The 16,650-nt window shown below is 62.0% G+C and carries 15 protein-coding genes; 8 read left to right on the top strand and 7 right to left on the bottom strand.

Annotated elements, in window-relative coordinates; genetic code table 11:
- Nucleotides 1-11 precede the first annotated feature (11 nt).
- Nucleotides 12-713, top strand: a complete 702-nt coding sequence (locus tag BLT98_RS09570; RefSeq protein WP_092607222.1) for an energy transducer TonB — start codon at nucleotides 12-14, stop codon at nucleotides 711-713.
- A gap of 213 nt (nucleotides 714-926) precedes the next feature.
- Here the strand turns inward: BLT98_RS09570 and BLT98_RS09565 are convergent, their stop codons facing one another.
- Nucleotides 927-1,607, bottom strand: a complete 681-nt coding sequence (locus BLT98_RS09565; protein WP_070281800.1) for a Fe2+-dependent dioxygenase — start codon at nucleotides 1,605-1,607, stop codon at nucleotides 927-929.
- A 4-nt stretch (nucleotides 1,608-1,611) separates the two neighbouring features.
- A complete protein-coding gene (locus tag BLT98_RS29150) occupies nucleotides 1,612-1,779 on the bottom strand; it encodes a hypothetical protein (protein WP_170846348.1) in 168 nt (55 codons plus the stop codon).
- Between the two features lie 249 nt (nucleotides 1,780-2,028).
- Between BLT98_RS29150 and bfr the strand changes: the two genes are divergently transcribed.
- The gene (bfr, locus tag BLT98_RS09555; protein WP_092607216.1) at nucleotides 2,029-2,505 is read left to right on the top strand and encodes a bacterioferritin; all 477 of its coding nucleotides are present in this window, start codon (nucleotides 2,029-2,031) and stop codon (nucleotides 2,503-2,505) included.
- A gap of 56 nt (nucleotides 2,506-2,561) precedes the next feature.
- Here the strand turns inward: bfr and BLT98_RS09550 are convergent, their stop codons facing one another.
- The 5 genes from BLT98_RS09550 to BLT98_RS09530 all read right to left on the bottom strand — a co-directional run bounded on the left by BLT98_RS09550 (nucleotide 2,562) and on the right by BLT98_RS09530 (nucleotide 10,010).
- Entirely contained in the window at nucleotides 2,562-3,890 is a 1,329-nt protein-coding gene (locus BLT98_RS09550) for an MFS transporter (protein ID WP_092607213.1), read from the bottom strand.
- A complete protein-coding gene (locus BLT98_RS09545) occupies nucleotides 3,887-5,749 on the bottom strand; it encodes an alpha-amylase family glycosyl hydrolase (RefSeq protein ID WP_244517447.1) in 1,863 nt (620 codons plus the stop codon). Before BLT98_RS09545 ends, BLT98_RS09550 begins: the two co-directional genes overlap by 4 nt.
- A 15-nt stretch (nucleotides 5,750-5,764) precedes the next feature.
- Nucleotides 5,765-8,059: a TonB-dependent receptor gene (locus tag BLT98_RS09540; RefSeq protein WP_092607211.1), complete on the bottom strand. Its 2,295-nt coding sequence runs from the start codon at nucleotides 8,057-8,059 to the stop codon at nucleotides 5,765-5,767.
- 300 nt (nucleotides 8,060-8,359) lie between these two features.
- Nucleotides 8,360-9,388 carry a LacI family DNA-binding transcriptional regulator gene (locus BLT98_RS09535; protein ID WP_070254744.1) on the bottom strand — a complete coding sequence of 343 codons (1,029 nt, stop codon included), beginning with the start codon at nucleotides 9,386-9,388 and terminating at the stop codon, nucleotides 8,360-8,362.
- A gap of 7 nt (nucleotides 9,389-9,395) precedes the next feature.
- On the bottom strand, nucleotides 9,396-10,010 hold the full coding sequence (locus BLT98_RS09530; protein WP_070281805.1) for a glutathione S-transferase N-terminal domain-containing protein: 615 nt from the start codon (nucleotides 10,008-10,010) through the stop codon (nucleotides 9,396-9,398).
- Nucleotides 10,011-10,287: 277 nt separating this feature from the next.
- Between BLT98_RS09530 and purB the strand changes: the two genes are divergently transcribed.
- The 6 genes from purB (at nucleotide 10,288) to BLT98_RS09500 (ending at nucleotide 16,598) form a co-directional block, all read left to right on the top strand.
- On the top strand, nucleotides 10,288-11,667 hold the full coding sequence (gene purB / locus BLT98_RS09525) for an adenylosuccinate lyase (protein WP_034778887.1): 1,380 nt from the start codon (nucleotides 10,288-10,290) through the stop codon (nucleotides 11,665-11,667).
- A 185-nt stretch (nucleotides 11,668-11,852) separates the two neighbouring features.
- Nucleotides 11,853-12,377 carry a cytochrome b gene (locus BLT98_RS09520; protein WP_070254748.1) on the top strand — a complete coding sequence of 175 codons (525 nt, stop codon included), beginning with the start codon at nucleotides 11,853-11,855 and terminating at the stop codon, nucleotides 12,375-12,377.
- 43 nt (nucleotides 12,378-12,420) lie between these two features.
- Nucleotides 12,421-12,975 carry a YceI family protein gene (locus BLT98_RS09515; RefSeq protein ID WP_034778891.1) on the top strand — a complete coding sequence of 185 codons (555 nt, stop codon included), beginning with the start codon at nucleotides 12,421-12,423 and terminating at the stop codon, nucleotides 12,973-12,975.
- A 150-nt stretch (nucleotides 12,976-13,125) separates the two neighbouring features.
- Nucleotides 13,126-13,701, top strand: a complete 576-nt coding sequence (locus BLT98_RS09510; protein WP_070281807.1) for a YceI family protein — start codon at nucleotides 13,126-13,128, stop codon at nucleotides 13,699-13,701.
- A gap of 166 nt (nucleotides 13,702-13,867) precedes the next feature.
- Nucleotides 13,868-14,137 carry a GlsB/YeaQ/YmgE family stress response membrane protein gene (locus tag BLT98_RS09505; RefSeq protein WP_034778894.1) on the top strand — a complete coding sequence of 90 codons (270 nt, stop codon included), beginning with the start codon at nucleotides 13,868-13,870 and terminating at the stop codon, nucleotides 14,135-14,137.
- Between the two features lie 307 nt (nucleotides 14,138-14,444).
- On the top strand, nucleotides 14,445-16,598 hold the full coding sequence (locus BLT98_RS09500) for a S46 family peptidase (RefSeq protein ID WP_070254752.1): 2,154 nt from the start codon (nucleotides 14,445-14,447) through the stop codon (nucleotides 16,596-16,598).
- Nucleotides 16,599-16,650: the final 52 nt, after the last annotated feature.

The following is a 16,650-nucleotide window of genomic DNA, read 5'->3' as shown; positions in this document are numbered from 1 at the left end:
CGATAAACGCCATGACGATGATGCCCCCGCCCGTAACGGTGCAGGCCGTGCAGCAATTTGCCGACTTCGACAAGAAGCGCAACAAATTCGCGCCGCTGATGGCCATCGTCGTCCTGCATCTGGCCGGGTTCTACGCGATCCAGAGCGGCTTGCTGAGCAAAGTCGTCACGGCGGCCATGCCGACCATCACCACCATCAGCATCATCGCCCCGCCGGCGCCGCCCAAGCCGCCGGCGCCATCCGTACCGAAAACCGTGGAATTGAGCGCTCCCGTGCCACGCGCCGTGATCCCGCCGCTGCCGCTGATCGCCGTGGCACCGAGCGAGCCGACGATCACGCCGCAGCAGCCGACGCGCGCCGAAGCGGCACCCGTTGCCACCGCCGCGCCGACAGCGCCATCGACACCGTCGCCGACGCCACCAGCGCCGTCAACGCCGCGCACCGTCAGCAGCGTCGAATACATCAAGGCACCGCAACTGATCTACCCGAATCTGTCGCGCCGCCTGGGTGAAAGCGGCACCGTGGTGTTGCGCATCCTGATCAATGAAAAGGGCTTGCCCGAGCAAATCCTGATCCAGAAATCGACCGGCTACAACAACCTCGATGAAGCGGGCCGCCAGGCCGCCCAGCGGGCGCTGTTCAAGCCGATGATCGAAAACGGCAAGCCCGTACCTGTCTACGTTCTAGTGCCGCTGACCTTCCAACTGAGCTAGCCTTCCGGCGGCCCTTGCGCCGCTGCCAGCCCGCAAGCACCGCACCACGTGCCCTGCTTGCTTTTTTGCGCCCTGTTTTTAGTCAAGCGATTTGCTTGTTTCAGTCTGCCAGCCTACATCCCCGGGCCAGGCAGACTTTTTTTTGGGGATCAGCCCCGAGGGGGGAATGGGCCCCAATGGGGCCCATTCCGCTCGCGCAGCGACTGACCCTTTTTACATCTCCGCCCACATCCTGAGCAAATTATGATAATGCCCCGTCAAGCCCACCGTCGCCGGTGAATCGCCGTGCTCTGCACGCACGCTCTGGATATTCTGATCGAGCTCGAACAGCATGCTGCGTTTCCAATCCTCGCGCACCATGCTTTGCGTCCACAGGAAGGAGCAGATGCGCTCGCCGCTGGTGACGGGCAGCACCTGATGCACGCTGCTCGACGGATACACGATCACGTCGCCGGCCGGCAGTTTCACTTCGTGCGTGCCATACGCATCGACCACCACCAGCTCGCCGCCTTCGTACTCGTCCGGTTCGCTCAGGAAGACGGTCGACGAGACGTCGGCGCGCATCGACTGCATGCCGTTTTTCGGCGTGCGGATGGCGCCGTCGATATGCAGGCCATAGTGCTCGCCACCCGCATAACTGTTGAAGAATGGCGGCAGGATGCGCAGCGGCAGCACGGCGGCAAAGAACAGCGGATTGGCCATCAGCGCGCGGCTGACGATCTCGCCCAGTTCCAGCGCCAGCGGCGAACCCTCGGCCAGCTGGCGGTTGCGCTTGACTTGCGCGCCTTGCGCCCCGACGCTGGCGCGCCCGTCGACCCAGTCCGTCTGCGCCAGGCGCTGGCGAAAATGCGTGACCTGTTCCGGCGTCAGCACGCCGGGTATATGCAGCATCATCTTGCTATCCTTTTTCAGTAAACATCGCTGCCTGATTATCGCATCGCCGGCAGCGGCCAAGAAGACACAAAAGCAAGAACGGACCAACATTTTCCGCCTTTTCAGCGCGGCCATGCGCGCGCGCCAGCGGCAGCAAAACAGCACCGGGAACGCGAATGAGAATGGCCTTCATTTTCCTTAACAAATAAAAAACGGAAAAATGTGGCAATCCATTTGAGAATGGGTTTTATTCGCACGATATTTACGTTAAAAAGACGGAAAAATGCCGTTTACCGCCCGAAATCGCCCATATTTTGCGCTATCATGCGGGCATAGCGAAACCGGCAACCTGCGCGCCACCAGGCAGCCAAAGCCACCCGGCAGTGAACGCCAGCAGCCTCCGGTTTCATCATCGAACGCACTACAGAACAAAGGAAATCCCATGAAGGGCGATAAAGAAGTCATCCGCATGCTCAACGCACAGCTCACCAACGAACTGTCGGCCATCAACCAGTACTTCCTGCATGCGCGCATGTACAAGCACTGGGGCCTGGAAAAGCTGGGCAAGAAAGAATACGAAGAATCGATCGGCGAAATGAAACACGCCGACAAGCTGATCGACCGCATCCTGATGCTCGACGGCCTGCCGAACCTGCAAGCGCTGCACAAGCTGCTGATCGGCGAGAACACGCCGGAAATGCTGGAATGCGACTTGAAGCTGGAACGCGCCGCGCACGCCACCGTCAAGGAAGGCATCGCCATCAGCGAAAAAGCGGGCGACTACGTCTCGCGCGACCTGTTCCTGATGATCCTGGAAGACACGGAAGAGCATATCGACTGGCTCGAAACGCAGATCGACCTGATCGCCAAGATCGGCATCCAGAATTACCTGCAAAGTCAGATGGCTATTGAGGAATAATTTTTTCGGCATGCATAAAAAAAACCGGCAACCTGCCGGTTTTTTTACGTGTGTCCTCAAGTCTTTGTGGCCTGCGGCGGGCGCAGCTTGACGAACAGCACCGCCACCGCCGCGCACAGCAACAGGGCGCCGGCCAGCCGGATGACGTTCTCCGGATTGCCGCCCAGCCAGCTGCGGTAATACAGCGGCAGGGTGAAGATCTGGATGATCATCGGGATGACGATGAACATGTTGAAGATGCCCATGTAGACGCCCGTGCGCTCGGGCGGAATGCAGCCGGCCAGCATGATGTAGGGATTGCCCATGATGCTGGCCCAGGCCAGGCCCACGCCCAGCATGGGCAGCAACAGCAGCGCCGGGCTGTGGATCAGCGGGATGCTCAGCATGCCCAGGCCGGCCGCGCACAGGCACAGGCTGTGCATGCGCTTGGGGCCGAAGCGGCGCGTGAACGGCACCAGCGCAAAGGCAGCGACAAAGGCGATGAAATTATAGAAGGCGCCCACCTGCCCGTTCAGCAGGCCCGCGTCGCGAAAGCCTTGCGACGCGGGATCCGTCGTGTGAAACAGGGTCGCCGCCAGCGACAGCGCAATGTACTGCCAGTAGCAGAACATGGCGTACCACTGGAACAGGTTGACGATGGCCAGCTGCTTCATCGTCGGCGGCATGTCGCGCAGGGCCGCGCCGATATCGGCCAGCGTGTGGCGCCAGCCCGGCGGGCGGCTGCGGATGGCCGCCAGCTCGGCCGCCGTGAGGGGGTTTTCCGGCGTCGTCTTCAGGGTCCACAGCACCGAGGCGAGGGAAAAGACGGCGCCGATCAGGAAGGCGGCGATGACGATGTGCGGGATATGGCTGCCATTGACGGCATCCTTGTTCATGCCCAGCATGACCAGCAGCGACGGCGTCAGGTAGGCCAGCGTTTGCCCCAGTCCCGTAAACGCGCTTTGCGTGAGAAAACCCAGCGAGTGCTGCTTCTTGTCGAGCTTGTCGCTGACAAAGGCGCGGTACGGCTCCATCGTCACATTGTTGGCCGCGTCGAGTATCCACAGCAGGCTGGCGGCCATCCACAGGGTGGGACTGAACGGCATGGCCAGCAGGCCCAGGCTGCACAGGATGGCGCCGATCAGGAAGTACGGCGTGCGGCGGCCCCAGCGCGTCACCGTGCGGTCGCTCATGGCGCCGATCAGCGGTTGCACGAGCAGCCCCGTCATGGGACCGGCCAGCCACAGGTACGGCAGGCTCGCTTCATCGGCGCCCAGGTATTTGTAGATGGGGCTCATGCTGCTTTGCTGCAGACCAAAGCTGAACTGGATGCCGAAAAAACCGACATTCATGTTGACGATCTGCCAGAACGACAGATGCGGACGGTGCGCGGTGGCGTCGCTCATGCTGGTTCCCTTTCCAGCCACAGCATATGCCATGGCTGCAGGCCCACGGTGCCGGCCAGCACGCTGCCATCGAGGCTGTTGCGCCATTCGCCCGCGGGCAAGGTGAAACGCTGGCTGGCGCCGCTGAAATTGCTCAGGTTGAGAAACGCGTCGCCGCGCAGCAGCGCCAGCACGGCCGGCGTGTCGGCGGGCAGCACGCTGCGCGGCGCAGCGGCGGCCAATGGCGGCAAGCGCCCGCGCGCGTCGATCAGCTGACGCAGCGCCAGGTACAGCCGGCCGCTGGCGCTCACGCCATCGTGGCGCCATGCCAGCAAGCTGTCGTCGAACGCGGGACGCTGCAGCCAGCGGCTGTCCATCGCCCGGTCGGCGCGCTGCGTGTAGCTGTCGTCGTTGGTCATGCCCAGTTCATCGCCCATGTACAGCACCGGCAAGGCGCCAAAGCTCAATGCCAGGCCATGCAGCAGCAGCAGGCGCCGCAACGCGTATTCCTGCTCCTGCACCGTGGTAGCGCTTTGCAGACCGGCCAGCGAGGCGGCCATGCCGTTGCTGCCATGCGCCTTGTCGGCGCTGCTGCTCTGGAAGGCGGCGCCGCGCGCATAGCTGCCGGCAGTACCGGCAAAGAACTGCGCAATGCGCGCCAGGCGCGCCGGCCCGTCCGCGCCCGCTTCATTGAGCAGCACGTTCCAGCCGATGTCGTCGTGGCAGCGCACATAACTGAGCCAGCTTGCGGCCGGCGGCAGCGGCGGCGTGGCGGCGATCACCTGCTGCAGCAAATCCGTGCTTTCCTCCGCCAGCGCGCCCCAGCCGGCGGCCATCAGGCTGCTGTGATAAGCGATATGGCATTCGGGCGCGCTATCGCTGCCAAAGTAGGCGGGCAGCTTGGGTGTGGGCACGATGGCTTCGGCCTTGAGCAGCACGCCAGGCGCGGCGATGGCGGCGATGGCGCGCAAGGCTTGCAGCAGGCTGTGGGCTTCGGGCTGGTTCATGCAATCCGTGCCTTCGCGCTTCCACAGAAAGGCCGTCGAGTCGAGGCGGAACACCTCGATGCCCTTGTTGGCCAGGCCCAGCATGGCGCCGGCCATGGCCGCGAAGACGGCTGGATTGGCGTAGTTCAAGTCCCACTGATAGGGATAAAACGTGGTCCAGACCCAGCGCTGGAGCTCCGGCACGAAGGTGAAATTGCCCGGTGCCGCCTGCGGGAAGACCTGGCCAACGGTGCGCTCGTAACGGTCCGGCTGCACGCGGTCGGGATAAGTGTGGAAAAAATCGCGCAGCAGCGGATCGCCCGCCTTGGCGCCCAGCGCCCACGCATGGTCGTCGGCCACATGGTTGAGGATGAGGTCCGAGCACAGGCTGATGCCGGCCGCGCGCAGCTGCGCCGTCAACGCCAGCAAGTCGGCATTGCTGCCCAGCGCAGGGTCGACTTCCTCGAAGCTGGCGACGGCAAAGCCGCCATCGCTTTCGCCGGCACGCGGCCGCAAGAACGGCAGCAAATGCAGATACGTCACGCCCAGCTCGCGCAGATGGGCAATGCGCGCCGCCACGCCCTGCAGGCTGCCGCCGAAGCGCTGCACGTAGGCGCTATAGCCCAGCATGGACTGGCTGGCAAACCAGTCCGGCTGCGCTTCGCGCTGCGCATCCTGCCGCAGCAGCGCCGGCGCGCGCGCCGCGTACAGCCGTCCCACGCTTTCCATCAGGTCGCCCAGCCAGGGCAGGAAATCCGGCCGCTGGCCATACAGGCTGCCCAGGCGGTCGAGCAGGACCGCCTCCTGGCGCGCATAGCGGCGCGCCGCATCGTCGCGCAAGTGCGAGGGGAGCGGCGCCAGCAGGCGCGCCAGGGGGCTACGTATCGACATCATGAATCCTATCCTTGCTTAAAATGCGTATTTCAGGCTGACCTTGACGGCGCGCCCCGTGATCGAGCGGGCCGCGTGGCCATCGCCCTCGACTTCCGTATAGCCGATCTTGTTGAGCAGATTGTTCGCCGTCAGCGCCACCTGCATCTGCGGCGTGAGCTGGTAATTGACGAAAGCGTTGAGCACCTGGTAAGCGGGCAAGGTGATCGTGTGCGCATCATCGCCCCACGACTTGCCCGTGCCGACCAGGCTGGCGCCCAGGGTGGCAGGTCCCCACTCATAGGTGGGCGCGAGCTGGTACACGACACGCGCCTGGCGCCGCGGCGTGTTGCCGATCAGCGCCACGTCGGCCGCGGCCGTGCCCGTGATCTCGGCATCCGTGAACGTCAATCCGCCATTGATGCGGAAGTCGCCGGCGCTGTAGGCCGCTTCCAGTTCCACGCCCTTCGCTTCATAGCTGTTGGCCGTGCGCAGCTGCGTCGTCGCCTCGTAATTGCTTTCCTTCGTCTTGGCCTGGAACACGGTGACGAAGGTGCTCAGGGGCCCCCGCCGCCATTTCACGCCGCCTTCGAGCTGGCGCACGGTGTTGATCGCCACCGGCACGCTGCCATCCAGGGGCGTGCCGAACAGGATGCGGTCGGCATTGAAGGCCACGCCTTCGCTGACGCGGGCAAACACGGCCAGGTTGGCTTGCAGCTTGTAGTTCGCGCCCAGCGAGTACGAGGTATGGCCCAGGGTGTAGTCGACCTGCTGCACCGTCGACGGCAGATAGGCTTGCGCGCCGGTGGCCTGGTTGGCCGTGCCACTGGCGTGCTGGCGGTCGCGCCGCAAGCCGCCGTCGAGGTTCAGCGCGCCGCTTTCCCAGGCCAGGTTTACGTAGGGCGACGTCGTGCGGTACTCCATGTCGACGGCGCGCGAACAGCAGGCGCCGAAGGCCGGGCCGATGTAGCCGGGCGTGCTGCTCGCCGTTTGCAGCAGCGCCGGCTGGTCGCCCGTGGCCTGCATCAGGTATTCATTGAAATTCCAGGTCAGGCCCAGCTTTTGCTGCGACAGGTACAGGCCGGCCGTGGTGGTCAGCTTGCCGCTGTCGAGCACAAACGTCCTGGCCAGCTTGGTGTCGCTCAGGGTATTGCTGGCGTCGTCGATCGAGGTGTTGAACACCACGGCGGAAAACGCGCGCCCCGTGTAGGGCTGGCCCCGGTTCGGGCCGCTGGCAAACACGTAGCTGCCGTCGCTGCCGTTATTCGACGGGAAGACGCCGATGAAGCGGCCCGAATTGTCGGCGTAGCGGAAGTTTTCGCTCACGCTCCAGCCCTGTCCCAGCTTGAACGATGCTTCCAGTCCCACGGTGTCGCTCTTAACGTGCAGACCGTCGTTGACGCGGGTGGCCACGCGCTGGTTAGCCTTGTTCAGCACCATGTCGGGCACCCAGTACGGTGAATAGAAACTGGCCTTGCGCGGGTCGATGCCGGCGATTTCCGTAATGCGGCCATTGCGCACGCTGACCGGCACCGGCAAGGCCGTGGGCGACTGGTCGTCGAGGTGCTTAAACGACAGGCGCACGAAGCCGCTGTCGAATTCATGCGTGACATTGCCACGGATCTGGCCGCCCTTTTCGCTGTTGACGCCACTATGGCGGATGCCTTCGCCCGTGCGCCAGGAGCCGCCGATGAAAAAGCGCGTGCGCTCGGAAACCGGCGCGCCGTAATCGAAATCCACGCGCGTCTGGTCGTAGCCCAGGCCCCGGCTGAGCGCCACGCTGCCGCCCTGCTCGATGCCATTCTTGCTGATGAAATTGATGATGCCGCCCGGCGAGTTGGTGGCCAGGGTGGAGGCCGAACCGCCACGCACCACTTCCAGGTGGTCGAGAGTGGAATCGATCTTGACGAAGCTGTCGGGCGTGGTGAAGTTGAAGTCGCCGAACTGCAGCACCGGCAAGCCGTCTTCCTGGATCTGCACATAGCGCGCGCCGCCGGCGGAAATGGGCAGGCCGCGCACGGTGATGTTGGCATTGCCTTCGCCGCCCGAGGACTCGGCCCGCAAGCCCGGCACCGAGCGCAGGACTTCGGCGGCGCTGGTCGGAGCGTTGTGCAGGATGGTGTCGAGTTCCATGCTGCTGACGGAATTGCTCGATTTCATTTTGGACGTGCCGCCGGTGGTGCCCGTGACCACGATGCGTTCCAGGTTCAAGCCATCGGCGGGGGCGGCGCTGGCGGTGGCGGCGGCCGATTGGGCCTGGGCGGCGCCCCATTGCAGCAGGGCCAGGGCGACGGCTGCGGCCATGCAGCCGCGTTGAGCAGTACGTGTCTTCATCTTGTCTCCAGTGTTGTATGCCGATACATCGAGGTATCCGCTTGTTATGGGTCCTGGCCGCCGCATGCCGTGGCGCGCTGGCTGAGCCGGTACGTCATTATTCAACGAATAAGAATTTATTGCAATCGATTGCAATCGAGCGCTGCAACATGGAATTTATGTTGTTTTTAAGGGAGCGCTATGGGCAGTAAAGAGTGAAACAGGCGGAGATTGAAACGAGATCAGGGTTTTTCATGCTGCCGTGCAGCATGAAAAATAGTGGGGAATTTTGAAATTATTGCAATCGGTTGCAATCACGCTTTAGCGGCCCGAGGCGCGTACGATCAGCTCGGTTGGCAATTGCCGGGATGGCGCAGGCGCGCCATCGACCAGCGCCAGCAGCGAGGCCACCAGCGCGCGCCCGGCGGCGCGGATCGGCTGGCGCACGGTGGTCAGCGGCGGGTGGAAATACGCGGCCAGTTCGATATCGTCGTAGCCGACCACGGCCACCTGTTCCGGCACGGCCACGCCACGCGCGCGCAAGGCGCTGATGGCGCTCATGGCCAGCAAGTCGCTGCAGGCAAAGATGGCGTCGAAGGGGAGCTGGCGATCCAGCAGTTCCTGCACGTCCGTCGCGCCGCCCTGCGGCAGGAAGGAGCCGGCCACGTACAGTTGCGGATCGGGCGCCAGTCCGTGCGCGGCCAGCGCCTGCGCATAGCCCTGGTGGCGCTGCGCCACTTCGGGCAGCTTGGCGTCGCCAAAGAAGGCGATGCGACGGCGTCCCGCCGCCAGCAAGTGCTCCGTGGCCAGCCTGCCGCCGGCGACGTTGTCGCCGCCAACGGTGCAATACAGCTGCTGCGGCAATTGCGCGCCCCACACGACGATGGGCACCTGGCGTGCGGCCAGCTGGTTCAGTTGTTCATGGTGGCGCCACTGGCCGATCAGGATGATGCCGATCACGCGGCCGCTATCGAAGGACTGGGCGGCCGCATCGAGCGTTTCCGCATCCACGCGCGAAATGAGCATGTCGAAGCCCTGCTCCGTCAGCGCATCGGCCAGGCTGCCCAGCATGCTCAGAAAGAAAGGATCGGACAGGTGCTGGCGCGTGGCCGCGTCATACGGCACCACCACGCCCACCGTGCGGTTCTGTTTCAGGCGCAGGTTTTGCGCGCCGATATTGATGGAGTACTTGAGCGAACGGGCCAGCGCGATGACGCGCGCGCGCGTCTCTTCATTGACCAGCGAACTGCCGCTCAGGGCGCGCGACACGGTGGACGTGGACACGCCGGCCAGGCGCGCGATATCGGCCATCTGCAGGCGCTGCTGCGCCTTCGAATCGGTACCGGTCATCGTACGCTCACTGCGGCACGGTGTCCTTGAACGACTGCCGCTCGGACAGTTTGTCGAACAGGCGCGCCAGCGCAGGATGGTCCGCGCGCCAGTCGATTTCCGGGAAGCGGAAGCTGAGCCAGCCCAGGGTGCAACCCACGGCCACGTCGGCCAGGGTGTAGTTCTTGCCGGCGCAATACGCGCTCTCGCCCAGGCGTGCTTCCAGCGCCGCCAGGCCCAGGGTGACTTTTTCCAGCTGGCGCGCGATCCAGGCCGCGCTTTGCTGCTCGGGTGGGCGCTGCGTGCGCTCCAGGCGCACCAGCACGCCCGCGTCGAGGATGCCGTCGGCCAGCGCTTCCCAATTCTTGATATCGGCCCGCTCGCGGCCATTGCCTCCGGCCGGCAGCAGCTTGCACACGGGCGTGAGCGTATCGAGGTATTCGACGATGACTTTCGAATCGATCAGCGTGCTGCCATCTTCCATCACCAGGCAAGGCACTTTGCCCAGGGGATTGGCCTGGGCGATGCGGGTTTCCGGCACCCACACGTTTTCCAGCTCGAAGACATAGTCGAGCTTTTTTTCCGCCAGCACGATACGGGCTTTGCGGACATACGGGCTGGCGAGGGAACCGATCAGTTTCATAGGTACTTTAAGGTAAAGGAGCAGCAAGCAGTATAGCATCGGCGGCAGCGGTGTTTGGCAGCACGCGCCCGGCGGCCCCCAGTGTGTGGCAGGCACGCCGCATCGGGGCCGGATTCGGCCAAATTGCGGTGCGCCGGCGGCCGACGGACGGCTGGCCAGCGGCCAGCGGTGGTAAAATCGCCCTTTACTGTGGCGCCGTCAGTGTTGCTGTATTGCAATAGCCCTGCCCTCCCCGCGCGCCACACGCCAACCGTTTCTTTAACTTGCGTCCGCTCTCATGACTTCTACTACTCCGTATTCCACGCTGTCGGCCCTGTCTCCGCTCGATGGCCGCTACGCCAGCAAGACCGATCTGCTGCGCCCGATCCTGTCCGAAGCCGGTTTCATGCACCACCGCGTGAAAGTGGAAATCTCCTGGCTGCAAGCGCTGTCGCAAGCCGGTTTCGCTGAAATCAAGCCGTTCTCGGCAGAAGCGAACGCCCTGCTCGACAAGATGGCGAGCGATTTCTCGGAAGCCGACGCGGCCCGCATCAAGGCCATCGAAGCGGTCACCAACCATGACGTCAAGGCTGTCGAATACTGGCTGAAGGAACAAGTGGCGGACGTGCCGGAACTGGTGGCGGCGTCGGAATTCATCCATTTCGCCTGCACCTCGGAAGACATCAACAACACCTCGCACGGCATGATGCTGAAAGCCGCCCGCGATGGCGTGATGCTGCCGGCATTGAACGGCCTGGTGGCCAAGCTGACGCAGATCGCGCACGACAACGCTGACGTGCCGATGCTGTCGCGCACGCACGGCCAGACGGCCAGCCCGACCACCCTGGGCAAGGAATTTGCCAACGTCGTGGCCCGCTTGCAGCGCGCCGTGAAACGCATCGAGCAAGTGGAAATCCTCGGCAAGATGAATGGCGCCGTCGGCAACTACAATGCCCACCTGTCGGCCTACCCCGGCTTCGACTGGCCGGCATTCTCGAAGGCCGTCATCGAACAGCGCCTGGGCCTGGTCTTCAATCCGTACACCATCCAGATCGAGCCGCACGACTACATGGCTGAACTGTTCGACGCCTTCGCGCGCGCCAACACGATCCTGCTGGACCTGAACCGCGACATCTGGACCTACGTGTCGCTGGGCTACTTCAAGCAAAAACTGAAAGCGGGCGAAATCGGTTCGTCGACCATGCCGCACAAGGTCAACCCGATCGACTTCGAAAACTCGGAAGGCAACCTGGGCCTGGCCAACGCCGTCCTGAAACACCTGTCGGAAAAACTGCCCGTCTCGCGCATGCAGCGCGACTTGACGGATTCGACCGTGCTGCGCAATATCGGCGTGGGCCTGGGCTACACCCTGCTGGCCTATGACAGCTGCCTGCGCGGCCTGAACAAGCTGGAAGTAAACCACGCGCGCTTGGCGCAAGACCTGGACGCGACGTGGGAAGTGCTGGCCGAGCCCGTACAAACCGTGATGCGCCGCTATGGCATCGAAAACCCGTACGAGCAGCTGAAAGAGCTGACACGCGGCAAGGGCATCTCGAAAGAAGCGCTGCAAACCTTCGTCAATGGCCTGGCCATTCCGCAGGATGCCAAGGACGTGCTCTTGACCATGACGCCGGGCAACTACATCGGCATCGCGGCGCAATTGGCCAAAGCCATCTAAGCAGTTTCCACATGGGGATCATGCGATCCCACTCCTGCGGGGCGGCCAGCACACAAATGCTGCCCGCCCCGCGGTTTTTCCGGCAATCTTTCTTGTAGAATCTCCAGCACGCAGCGTAAATTGCTTTTCTTTGGTATATTAGGCCGAATTAGTCCTAATACGTACTACTTTCAAGAAAGCCGTCGATGCAACGCTACACCACCACCGCCATCATCCTGCACTGGCTGACCGCCCTGCTGATCATCAGCGCCTTCATCATGGGCCTGGTCATGGTCGATATTCCCGGCCTGACGCCCACCAAGCTCAAATATTTCTCCTGGCATAAATGGCTGGGCGTGACCGTGCTGGCCATCGCCGCCATCCGCCTGCTGTGGCGCAAGGCCAACGTGCCGCCGCCGCACCCGGCCAGCATGGTTGCCTGGCAAAAGAAGGCGGCCGACGCCATGCATGTGCTGTTGTACATCCTGATCTTCGCCGTGCCCGTTTCCGGCTACCTGTACACGCTGGCTGCCGGCGTACCCGTGGTCTACCTGGGCCTGTTCCAGCTGCCCGTCATCATGGCGCCGAACCCGGAACTTAAGCCACTTTTAAAAGAGATTCATTATGTTCTGAACATGACGATGGCCGCCGCCGTGGCCGCCCATGTGCTGGCGGCGCTGAAGCATCAATTTATCGACAAAGACGGCGTACTTAAACGCATGCTGCCATAACACCGACTTCACCCTTGCTCACTGAAACTCCAGGAAAAATAAGATGAAAACCACCCAACGCATCGTCCTCGCTTCCCTGCTGGGCCTGTCCGTGGCCGCCACCGCCGCCACCCTGCTGAAAGTCGATCCCGCCAAGACCAGCGTGTCGGCCGTGTTCAAGCAAATGAACGTGCCCGTGGAAGCGAAGTTCAAGAAATTCAATATCGCCATCGATTACAATCCGGCAACGCCGGACGCCTCGAAAGCGTCGGTGGAAATCGAAACGGCCAGCATCGATATCGGCGACCCCGAATACAACAAGGAAGTGGCCAAGAAAGAATGGTTTAACGCGGCCCAGTTCCCGAAAGCCACCTTCGTTTCGAGCAGCATCAAGGCCGCCGGCGCGGGCAAGCTGACGGTCAGCGGCAAGCTGAGCATCAAAGGCAAGACCACCGACGTGACCTTCCCCCTGACGGTCAAAGCCGATGGCGGCAAATATGCCTTCGACGGCGCCCTGCCGATCAAGCGCCTGACCTACAACATCGGCGAAGGCGAGTGGAAAGACACGAGCATGGTTGCCGACGAGGTCACCATCAAGTTCCACGTCGCTGCGCAGTAATACCTGAGAAAACGTCCATGGCTGCGTTGCTCTTGCCTCGTCGTACTATTCGTACTGCCTTCGGCAAGGCGCCTGGCCCTGAACGTTTTTCAGGCGTTACATATCAGATCACCGCCCAAAAATCTGTTGTTTAACTTAGTTAGGAATTCAATGAAATTGAAGCACTTGATGATCGCCGTGCTGGCAGCTGCCGGCGCCGGTTCGGCCATGGCCGCTACCGACACCTACAACCTCGACCCGACGCACACTTTCCCCAGCTTTGAAGCCGATCACATGGGCATGTCCGTGTGGCGCGGCAAGTTCAACAAGACCAAGGGTACGGTCACCCTGGACCGCGCCGCCAAGACGGGCAGCCTGGACCTCGTCATCGACGCCGATTCGATCGATTTCGGCCTCGACGCCATGAACACGCACGCGAAAAAAGCGGACATGTTCAACGTCGAAAAATTCCCGCAAATCACCTACAAGAGCAAATCGCTGAAGTTCGACGGCGACCAGCTGGTGGAAGTCGATGGCGAACTGACGCTGCTGGGCGTGACCAAGCCCGTCAAGCTGAACGTGAGCAAGTTCAAGTGCATCATGCATCCGCGCTACAAGCGCGAAGTGTGCGGCGCCGATGCCACGGCGGAATTCAAGCGCAGCGACTTTGGCCTGAACTACGGCATGCCGGCGTTCTCGCCGGAAGTCAAGCTGGCCATCCAGGTGGAAGCCATCAAGGCCGACTAAACACGGCCTTGCCGCATGACAAGCCCGCCTCGCTGCCCGCAGCCAGGCGGGCTTTTGCATGCGCAGCGCGAATCCGCTGGACTTTTCTATCGTGCGGCATCACTATCCATTGGCATGATGTTGTTCTGACATGGCATACCCACTTATCCACCGCGCGGAGGACTACATGAATTTCATTATCTGGATCGTTATTGGCGGCGTCATCGGCTGGCTGGCCAGCATGGTCATGAAAACGAATGCGCAACAGGGCATCTTCCTCAATATCGTCGTCGGCATCGTCGGCGCCTTCCTCGGCGGCTGGCTGCTGGCCCCCCTGTTCGGCACGGGCACCATCAATAGCGACAATTTCAGCCTGGCTTCTCTGCTGGTCTCGTTCCTGGGTGCCGTGATCCTGCTGGGCATCGTGAATCTTTTGCGCCGCGGCAAAATACGCTAAGCAGACACATAGCAACGCATCAGCAAGTGGCCGGGCAGCACAAGCGCCCGGCCATTTTTTATTACCGGCAAGACAATTGTATGGACAATACCACAGCCGCGGCACGAGAAAATGCCCGTTCGCAGCCCACTCCTGGCTCTGCAATGGCGAAAATAGTGCAATTTTTACAAGCAACTGCAAACATGCCCTCGGGAAAATGTGATTGACTAGTGCGAGTTCGATACGGATACTCTAGGTCGCCCGCTGAGAAAAAACACTGGGTACACGTTGGTTCCGACTTCCCTTCATGTAAAAGACTAGAACTCGAATGAAAAAATCTTTAATCGCGCTCGCCATCCTGAGCAACTTCGCACACGCCGACGAAGGCATGTGGATGCCCCAACAGCTGCCACAAGTGGCCAAGGAACTGAAAGCGGCCGGACTGAAACTCGATCCGACCAACCTGACCAAACTGACCGAATTCCCCATGGGCGCCATCGTCAGCCTGGGCGGTTGCTCGGCTTCGTTCGTCTCCCCGCAAGGCCTGGTTGCCACCAACCACCATTGCGTCTACAACAGCGTGGCGGTCAATTCGACCAAAGAGCGCGATTTGCTGGCCAACGGTTTCCTGGCCAAGACGTTCGCTGAAGAATTGCCGGCCGCCCCAGGCAGCCGCATCTTCGTCACCTCGGCCGTGACCAATGTCAGCGACAAGATCATCACCGCCGACGTGGCCAAGCTGCAAGGCAAGGCACGCATCGACGCGATCGAGAAAAACCAGAAGAAACTGGTGGCCGAATGCGAAAAAGAAGCGGGCTTCCGCTGCACCGTGTCCGCCTACTACGGCGGCCTGGAGTTCTACCTGATCAAGCAACTGGAAATCCGCGACGTGCGCCTGGTGCACGCGCCTCCAGCAGGCGTCGGCAAGTTCGGCGGCGACACCGACAACTGGATGTGGCCACGCCACACGGGCGACTACGGTTTCTACCGCGCCTATGTCAGCAAAGACGGCAAAGCTGCCGACTTCAGCAAGGACAACGTGCCTTACCAGCCAAAACACGTGCTGAAACTGGCCAAGGATGGCTTGAAAGAAGGCGACTTCGTGATGGTCCTGGGCTACCCTGGCCGCACCAACCGTCACCGCCTGCCATCGGAAGTGGCGTACACGTTTGACTGGAACTACCCGGCCTTCGTGAAAGCGTCGGGCGAAACCCTGGCCATCATCGCGCGCGAAACCAAGGACAACAAGGATGTTGCCCTGAAATACGCGGGCCAGGTTGCTGGCGTGAACAATTACTACAAGAATCGCCAAGGCATGCTGGATTCCTACGCCGGCAGCGACTTCCTGGCGCGCAAGACGACGGAACATGAAGCCCTGAAAACCTGGGTCAACGCGAATGCTGCCCGCAAGGCGGAATTTGCCGGCGACATCGAGCAAGTGGAAAAGCTGATCGCCGAGCGCGATGCCGACACCAAGCGCGATTTCTTCCTGAGCTACGCACAGCCACGCCTGCTGAACACGGCACGCAGCCTGTACCGCCTGTCGAACGAAGGCACCAAGGCTGATACGGAACGCAAGTCCGGCTACCAGACGCGCGATTTGCCACGTCTGTCGTCGAGCATCACGTCGGTCGAGCGCACCTACGATGAAAAAGTCGACAAGGCACTGGTACTGAACAGCCTGACCAAGTACGCCGCGCAACCGGCAGCACAACGCCGCGCCAGCTTCGACGCCGCCATCGGCATCAAGGACGGCATGTCGCAAGCCGACCTGTCCGCCGCCCTGGACAAACTGTATGCCGGCAGCAAGCTGGCCGACAAGGAAGAACGCGCAGCGTGGCTGAAACGCACGCCAGCCGAATTCCAGGCCAGCAAGGACAGCTTCATCCAGGCAGCCGTCGCCATGTATCCGGATTCGCTGAAAAACGAAGCGGAAGACGAAGAACTGGCAGGCAAGATCCAGCAAGCCTACGCCAACTACATGAAAGCAAAGATTGCCTTCATGAAGAGCAAAGGCCAAGCCGTCTATCCTGACGCCAACAGCACCCTGCGCGTCACGTTCGGCAAAGTAGCCGGCCGTGACCACGGCGCCGACGGCACCACCTGGTCTGCCTTCACCACCGTCAATGGCGTCGTTGCCAAAGCCACGGGCCAGGGCGAGTTCAATGCACCAGCGAATCAACTGGCCGCGATCAAAGCCAAGGACTTCGGTAAATTCGTCGATCCCAAGCTGAAAACCGTGCCGGTCGACTACCTGGCCACCCTGGACATCACCGGCGGTAACTCCGGTTCGGCTGCCCTGAACGCCAAAGGCGAATTCATCGGCCTGGCCTTCGACGGCACCTTGGACTCGATCATTTCCGATTGGGACTACAACAAGGCCAACACCCGTTCGATCCAGGTCGACCTGCGCTACATGCTGTGGAACATGAAACACATCGACCACGCAGACAACCTGCTGAAAGAAATGGGCGCTGAATAACAAGAAGCAATAACCCGGCAACGGGCGCTTTAGCCTGAGCCACTCCTGCGGG

The organism is Janthinobacterium sp. YR213, from assembly GCF_900099875.1.
GTDB lineage: Bacteria > Pseudomonadota > Gammaproteobacteria > Burkholderiales > Burkholderiaceae_D > Janthinobacterium > Janthinobacterium lividum.
This window is presented reverse-complemented; position numbering and strand designations above follow the sequence as displayed.